General features: G+C 68.0%; 7 protein-coding genes. All 7 read right to left on the bottom strand.

Annotated features, from left to right (window positions below):
• Positions 1 to 13: 13 nt before the first annotated feature.
• The 7 genes from OG306_RS21175 to eccB all read right to left on the bottom strand — a co-directional run bounded on the left by OG306_RS21175 (position 14) and on the right by eccB (position 5,775).
• Entirely contained in the window at positions 14 to 340 is a 327-nt protein-coding gene (locus OG306_RS21175) for a hypothetical protein (protein WP_250299835.1), read from the bottom strand.
• Positions 333 to 794: a YbaB/EbfC family nucleoid-associated protein gene (locus OG306_RS21170; RefSeq protein WP_266905918.1), complete on the bottom strand. Its 462-nt coding sequence runs from the start codon at positions 792 to 794 to the stop codon at positions 333 to 335. Before OG306_RS21170 ends, OG306_RS21175 begins: the two co-directional genes overlap by 8 nt.
• The gene (locus OG306_RS21165) at positions 794 to 2,911 is read right to left on the bottom strand and encodes a hypothetical protein (protein ID WP_371665558.1); all 2,118 of its coding nucleotides are present in this window, start codon (positions 2,909 to 2,911) and stop codon (positions 794 to 796) included. The genes OG306_RS21170 and OG306_RS21165 overlap by 1 nt, the downstream gene beginning before the upstream one ends.
• A 123-nt stretch (positions 2,912 to 3,034) precedes the next feature.
• Positions 3,035 to 3,457 (bottom strand): hypothetical protein, encoded by a 423-nt coding sequence (locus tag OG306_RS21160; RefSeq protein ID WP_266747642.1) that lies wholly within the window; start codon positions 3,455 to 3,457, stop codon positions 3,035 to 3,037.
• A gap of 2 nt (positions 3,458 to 3,459) precedes the next feature.
• Positions 3,460 to 3,744 (bottom strand): WXG100 family type VII secretion target, encoded by a 285-nt coding sequence (locus tag OG306_RS21155; protein WP_266747641.1) that lies wholly within the window; start codon positions 3,742 to 3,744, stop codon positions 3,460 to 3,462.
• A 68-nt stretch (positions 3,745 to 3,812) separates the two neighbouring features.
• Positions 3,813 to 4,160 carry a hypothetical protein gene (locus OG306_RS21150; RefSeq protein ID WP_266747640.1) on the bottom strand — a complete coding sequence of 116 codons (348 nt, stop codon included), beginning with the start codon at positions 4,158 to 4,160 and terminating at the stop codon, positions 3,813 to 3,815.
• Between the two features lie 109 nt (positions 4,161 to 4,269).
• Positions 4,270 to 5,775, bottom strand: a complete 1,506-nt coding sequence (gene eccB, locus OG306_RS21145) for a type VII secretion protein EccB (protein WP_266747639.1) — start codon at positions 5,773 to 5,775, stop codon at positions 4,270 to 4,272.
• Between the last annotated feature and the right edge of the window lie 127 nt (positions 5,776 to 5,902).

Genomic DNA, 5,902 nt, shown 5'->3' with positions numbered 1-5,902 from the left:
CCGTGGGTTCTCATCACTTGGAGTCGTTCGACCAACTGGTCGCGAGTGACTTGGCTTCGTCCTCGACCCGGTCGAACAGGGCCATCACGTCGGATCCCGAGTACCCGACCTGTTCGACCAGGGTCTTGAGCAGGGTCAGCAGGTCGTGCAGGTGCTTCATACCGGGGTCGATGGTCTCGTGGTACTGCTTGGCGATCTCGTCGTCCTGGCCGCCGCCATCGATATTGATCTTGTCGATCTGGGCCAGGTAGTCGCCGATCTGCTTGATCAGCTCCCCGATCTGTGGGTACTGGGCGAACTGCTGCTTGAGCTGGTCGATGGTGGTGATCTTCTCAGCCATCCGAGGTACCGCCCTTCCCCTTGCCCGTGCCGTTCCGTCCGGCGCCCGGTGTGCCGCCCGGCCCCTCGGGGCCCGGCCACATCTCCCGCAACGGGCCCATCAGGTCGTCGAATTCGCTGCCGCCCGTCATCGACTTGCGCATGGCGGCGCCCGCCCCCTGGAACGGCGACATGGTCTCGCGGACCTTCTGCCCGGCCTGCTCCCTGGCCTTGCCGATGACATCGACCAGGGCCGCGCCCAGCTCGGCGGGCGCCATGTCGCGGTACGCGTCCGTATGGAACTTGATCTCCCGCACGTCGCCCTGGGCGCCGGCGACGACCGTCAGCATCCGGTCCTTCGACTGCACGGTGACCGTGTACTTGGCCAGCTCCCGCTGGGTCGCGAGGAGGGAATCGCGGTGCTCCGCGAGCTTTCCCATCATCTCGTCGAGCTGTTCCTGGAATCCGTTACCCATCAGCCGATCACTCCCGGTGCTGCTGCCTGGGAGGTGCCCCAGGTCTCTTCGTCCTCTGCCAGCCAGGTGCGGCGCTCACGGTCCCGCTCGCCGCCCCCGCCGCCGCCTCCGCCACCCATGGGAGGCATCATCGGCTGGCCGTTGGACGACGTGCGGTTCATCGCGGAGGACTGCCTGACCGCGGACTCCTCCGCGGCCAGATTGGGCTCGTTGGCCGAGGTGCGGGTCCGGACGCGCTCCGAGACCGAGGTCTTGGGGTCGCCGATGCTCCGGCTGTTGGGGAGCCGCTCGTTGACCCGGGGCGGCAGCTCCTCCAGGTTCAGCTTGTTCTTGCCGCCGCCTCCGGTCTTGTTCCCGTACCCGTTGCCGCTGCTCTCGGTACGAGCGTCACCGCGAATCTGGGAGAGGGCCTTCTGGTAGGCCTTCTCCTGCTCGACCTCCTGGGCCTCCTGCGCCTTGCGCTGCTTCAACTGCTGCTGCTGGTTGAGCTGCTGCTGCTTGAGCTGCTTCTCCTGCAGTTCCTGTTGGTCCTTCAGCTGCTGCTGCTGGTTGACCTTCTGCTGCTTGATCTGCTTCTCCGCCAGCTCCTGCTGCTCCTTCAGCTGCTGCTGGCTGCTCTTGCTGTTGCTGTTGCTGTTGCCGGTCGTCGTACCGGGGCCGATGTGGGTGTTCGGCGGAGCGATGAGGGGCTTCTTGTCGGCGCCCAGCACCGGCTTGCCGTCCGGCCCGATGATCTGGCCCGTTTTGGGGTCTATGTGCGACCCGGGCGGGATGTCGGGGGTGTTGCCCTTCGAGTCCTTGATCGGCTGGTTGTTCTTGTCGAGCAGCGTGTTGCCGGCGCCGTCCCCCGAGTTGGTCTGCGGGGGACCGGTCGTCTTCGACTGCGGCGGCGGGGGCGGGACGTTGGATTCGGTCTTCGGTGGCCCGGTGATGCCCGACCCCGGCGGCTTGTCACCGGTGTTGGTGTCGTCGCCGGGGGGCTTCTTGTCGCCGGTGTTGGTGTCGTCGCCGGGGGGCTTTTTGTCGCCGGTGTTGGTGTCGTCGCCGGGGGGCTTCTTGTCGCCGGTGTTGGTGTCGTCGCCGGGGGGCTTTTTGTCGCCGGAGTTGGTGTCGTCGCCCGGCGGCTTCGGCGCGTCGAGGTCGCGGTACGGCGGCCTGGTGAGGGCGGACGCCGGGATCACGTCGATTGCGGCCTGGTAGGCGGTTTGCACGTAGCCCATCTGGGGCTTGGCGACGATGTCCAGCACGTCCGCCACCCCCTTCAACCAGGCGTCCTTCGACTTCTGCTCCAGCGTGGACCAGAATTCCGGCTTGGCTGGATTTCCGAGTTCTGGTACGTCGAGAGTGACGGAACCCCTGTCCGAGCTGAACGTGAGATTCGCGCCGGCCATGGCGTTGAAGAAAATGTCGTGGACATGGGTGGCGGGCCAGCCGCCCGGGGCGTTGCGGAAGGTGTCGGCCGCGGTGACCAGCGCGAACATCGCATCGTGAAGCTTGACACGCGCACTGTCGATGAGAGCCGGGATGTCCCCGCGGTTCACCACCTCCTGGTGGAGGTACGCCACCTGCTGCTGCACGGCCACGAGGACCCGCTTGAAGGCCCCGGCCGCCGTGCCCTGCATCTCGGAGTCCGGCACGTTGATGTCTTTGACCCACGTCTTGATGTCGTTCTCCACGAAATCCATGTGATTGAGAACGTTGCGCAGCATCATCGCACCGTCGTCGAAACTGCCGACGCTGATCGAGGAGTTGCCGATCAGGGTGTTCAACGGCGGCCCGATGATGGCCCAGGGTTCGTGGATGAACTTGGACAGCGCGGTGTCCGGGCCGTTATCTCCGACTTCGGGCGTCAGGCTGAACCCGACCTGGTACGTGTATCTTTTGCCGCCACTGGCTGCCCAGCCCTGCGACCAGCCGTAGTCATAGCCTGAGGGGGGGCCGGCGTCGCCACTGGTATCCGAGACTGCCACGTGATCGGTCTTGAACCACGGATCCTTGGTCACATCCGTGCGGTTGGTCACCTTGGCCAGATCGCCGTCTTTGGGGGCGACGAACGCGAGTGCGTCCTCCCACTTCCGGTCGGGGAATGAGTCCTCCGGCTTCGGGGGGGTGGCCATGGCGGGTTCCTTACGGGTGTGATGCAGACGGTTGCGCAGTGCGGAGGCTGAGCGGTGGAGGCGCTGGACGGTCCGGCACCGCCCGACGCTGACGTCGGACGGTGCCGGTGCCGCGTAACGGAGTTACGGGTTGGGAGGAGCGGTGGGAGCGCCGCCGAACTCCTTGAGGGCGTTCGCCAGCTCCATGTTCATCTGCTCCGCCGTCAGGGCGGCGTCGTCCTCGCTGTTCTGGAGAATGGTGTCGACGGTCGCCATGTCGATCGACAGGGTGGTGAAACCGTCCCCGAGGATGTCCAGCTGCGTCTTGAGGCTTGAGCAGAGCTGAGTGAACACCTTGTGCAGAGTCGCGTCGGCGCCCAGGGTGCCCGAGCCCGCGAGGAGTCCCTTGTGGACGCCCGACTCGGTTGCGTATTCGCCCAGCGTCGCGTAGTCGGGGCCCGACTGGAGCCAGCCCTGGAGCCCGAGGACCTTGTTGCGGGCCTCACCCTTGAGCCAGCCCTCGGTCACCTTGAAGGTGCCGGTGCCCCCGTCTTCGTTGTCGGCCATGGTCAGAACATCCCTGAGCCGCGCTTGTCACCCGCGACCTGGCCGTCGACCATTTCCTTCAGGGCCTGCGCACCCGTGCCGAACTGGGCGTTCATCGTCTCGATGGCGTTGTTGGCCTGGTTCTGGAAGTCCTGGTACATGACCGCGGTCTGACCGGAGAAGGACGCCTTGAGGGCGCCCAGCTGGCTGAGCAGTTCCGTGAGCGCGTTCACCATGTCCGTGTTGGCCCTGACCATGTCGTCGATGGCCGCGTTGGCGCGCGAGACTTCGAGTGTGACGTCCGCCATGTCCGGTCGTCCTTTCAGGAGATGAGGGAGGGGAAGGGGCAGTGCTGGTGGCGCTGAGGTTCGGTGGGTCAGCCGGAGAGGGCCTGGTAGTAGCCGCTGCCGCCGCCGTCCCACGCGCTCGCGTACTGGGAGGCGTCCATCTCACTGGTGTTGTGGATGACGTCGGCCGCCGACAGCGAGGCGTGCAGCGCGTCGACCTTGCCCTTGACGTCTGTGTACGCCTGCATCCACTGCTGGAGCTTGCTGCTGAAGATGCTGGAGGAGTCGGCGACGTACGCCATCCGCACGTCGTCGTGGATCGCTGACACCGTCGCGCCTGCGCGGGCCATGGTGGCCACGTGGTTCTCCAGGGCCGTGCGGGCCTTGTCGACGTCTACTTGCTGCCGGTTGAACAGTCCAGGCGTGCTGTCACCCATGGTCGGCCTCATTCACATCAGGATTCGGACATGTGTCGCCACGATACTCAGCAGAAGTGCTCAACTGACCCTGCAGGATCAATATTTGATCTTCACTTGAGCATTGGCTTCAATTGTTGACGCATCGTTCATTGGATTGTTTCCCCGTGCGTGCAACGCTTTCGCTCCCGGTGCCTTCCGAGGCGGATTGGTCGGCGCGCACGATTCCGTCCTGAGCCAGCGCCTGCGGGTCGAGACTCGGTCCGGTCGGCAGCAGGTCGAGCAGCGGCGCGGGCAGCCGTACCGCCTCGTCCGCCGAGTAGCCGAGCTGCTTGAGAGCGTCGTCGTCGGGTACCGGGTAGGCGGCGCCCGCATCGGTGACCAGGTAGCGGCTGGCGCCGGTCCCGGCCGTGGAGTGGGCCGTCACCAGGGCGCCCGAGCCCGGCCGCACCCAGATCCGGTCGGCCGCCAGGCACCCGGCCCGTACACCCGGTTCGGCGTCCGGCGCGCCGCCCGGCACCTGCGCGGCGGCGACCAGCGCCACCGTCGTGGTGTGCCCGGAGCCGCTGGAAGCGACCCGCGCGCACACATCCTGACCTGCGGCGGCCGACACCGGGTGCGGTGCCTTGGCGGGCAGGTCGGCGGCGAGCGCCGCAGCCGCCGACGCCGGAACCTGATGGGCGGCCAGATCGGCGGCACCCACCGTGCGTTCGCTCACCACGCCGCCGCCGTACGCCTGCGCCTGGGTGCGCGGGTCGCCGAGCACCAGCCGGTGCAAGGTGTCGGTCAGCGGTACGAGCCCGTCCTTGCGCAGCAGGTAGTGCTGGCCGCCGTCGGCGGTGAACAGCTGGCCGGTCCGGCTCGCCGCCCCCGCCAGCTGCGGACCCGCCCCGCCGCGGCCCGGCACCTCGGGCGCCGCCAGGTCGGGCCCGGCCGCCAGCGAGGCGAGGAAGGCGTCACCGACCGGGTACGGGGCCGTGGTCCCCGCCCAGCCGAGCGCCGCAGCCGCACCGTGCTTGGTGTCGACCGCGAACCGCCTTCCCTGCCAGAGGAGTTGGACCCCGCCGTGAGGTGACGACACCAGTACGCCGTCCTTCGCGCCCAGTCCGTCGCCGCCCGGTTCGGTGCCGATCACCACGGAGGTGACCGTGCTGGTGCCGCCGGTCCCGGTGTCCTTGCGGCCCGCGCACACCGACCAGGTACCCCGGTCGAGCGCGCCCTTCGGCAGCCCGTCGGGCGCGCCCACGATGCCGAGCGGCGTCCCGCGCGGGGTGTCCCCGAGGGAGGCGGCGGCGACCTGCTGGACGGAGAGCTTGTCCCCGGCCAGCAGCCGCGCCGACGCCTCGTTCAGTACGGGGTGCAGCGTGCCGCCGACGTAGAGGTACCGGGCCCCCGAGTCCTTCACCACCACCAGCGCGCCGTCGGTGCGCCAGGAAGTCGCGCCGCCGGGCGAGATCAGCCCGTACAGCGTCGTGACCACCGCGGCGAGGGCGGCGACCAGCAGGCCCCACATGATGCCGCGCCAGGTACGGGCGGTCGGGGTGTCCGGCGCATCCGGCTCGGCGCGCTGCATGCTGGAGGAGAGCCGGCCCATGACGAACATGTGGGCCTGGACCTGGTCACGCCTGGACTGCATGGGAGTTCCTCACTGCTTCCTCAGTGTGCTGGCCGTGAGTGTGCTGAATGTGAGCGTGCTGACCGTGCTCGGTGCGCTCACGGGCTCACTGGATCACCGGGGAACCGGCCCCGGACCTGCCCTGTCG

It is taken from the genome of Streptomyces sp. NBC_01241 (genome assembly GCF_041435435.1).
GTDB lineage: Bacteria > Actinomycetota > Actinomycetes > Streptomycetales > Streptomycetaceae > Streptomyces.
Note: the sequence above shows the minus strand (reverse complement) of the source record. Positions and strands in the feature narration are given on the sequence as shown.

Coding starts and splice junctions, on each gene's coding strand:
- OG306_RS21175 (WP_250299835.1), bottom strand. CDS start 340: ATGGCTGAGAAGATCACCACCATCGACCAGCTCAAGCAGCAGTTCGCC.
- OG306_RS21170 (WP_266905918.1), bottom strand. CDS start 794: ATGGGTAACGGATTCCAGGAACAGCTCGACGAGATGATGGGAAAGCTC.
- OG306_RS21165 (WP_371665558.1), bottom strand. CDS start 2,911: ATGGCCACCCCCCCGAAGCCGGAGGACTCATTCCCCGACCGGAAGTGG.
- OG306_RS21160 (WP_266747642.1), bottom strand. CDS start 3,457: ATGGCCGACAACGAAGACGGGGGCACCGGCACCTTCAAGGTGACCGAG.
- OG306_RS21155 (WP_266747641.1), bottom strand. CDS start 3,744: ATGGCGGACGTCACACTCGAAGTCTCGCGCGCCAACGCGGCCATCGAC.
- OG306_RS21150 (WP_266747640.1), bottom strand. CDS start 4,160: ATGGGTGACAGCACGCCTGGACTGTTCAACCGGCAGCAAGTAGACGTC.
- eccB (WP_266747639.1), bottom strand. CDS start 5,775: ATGCAGTCCAGGCGTGACCAGGTCCAGGCCCACATGTTCGTCATGGGC.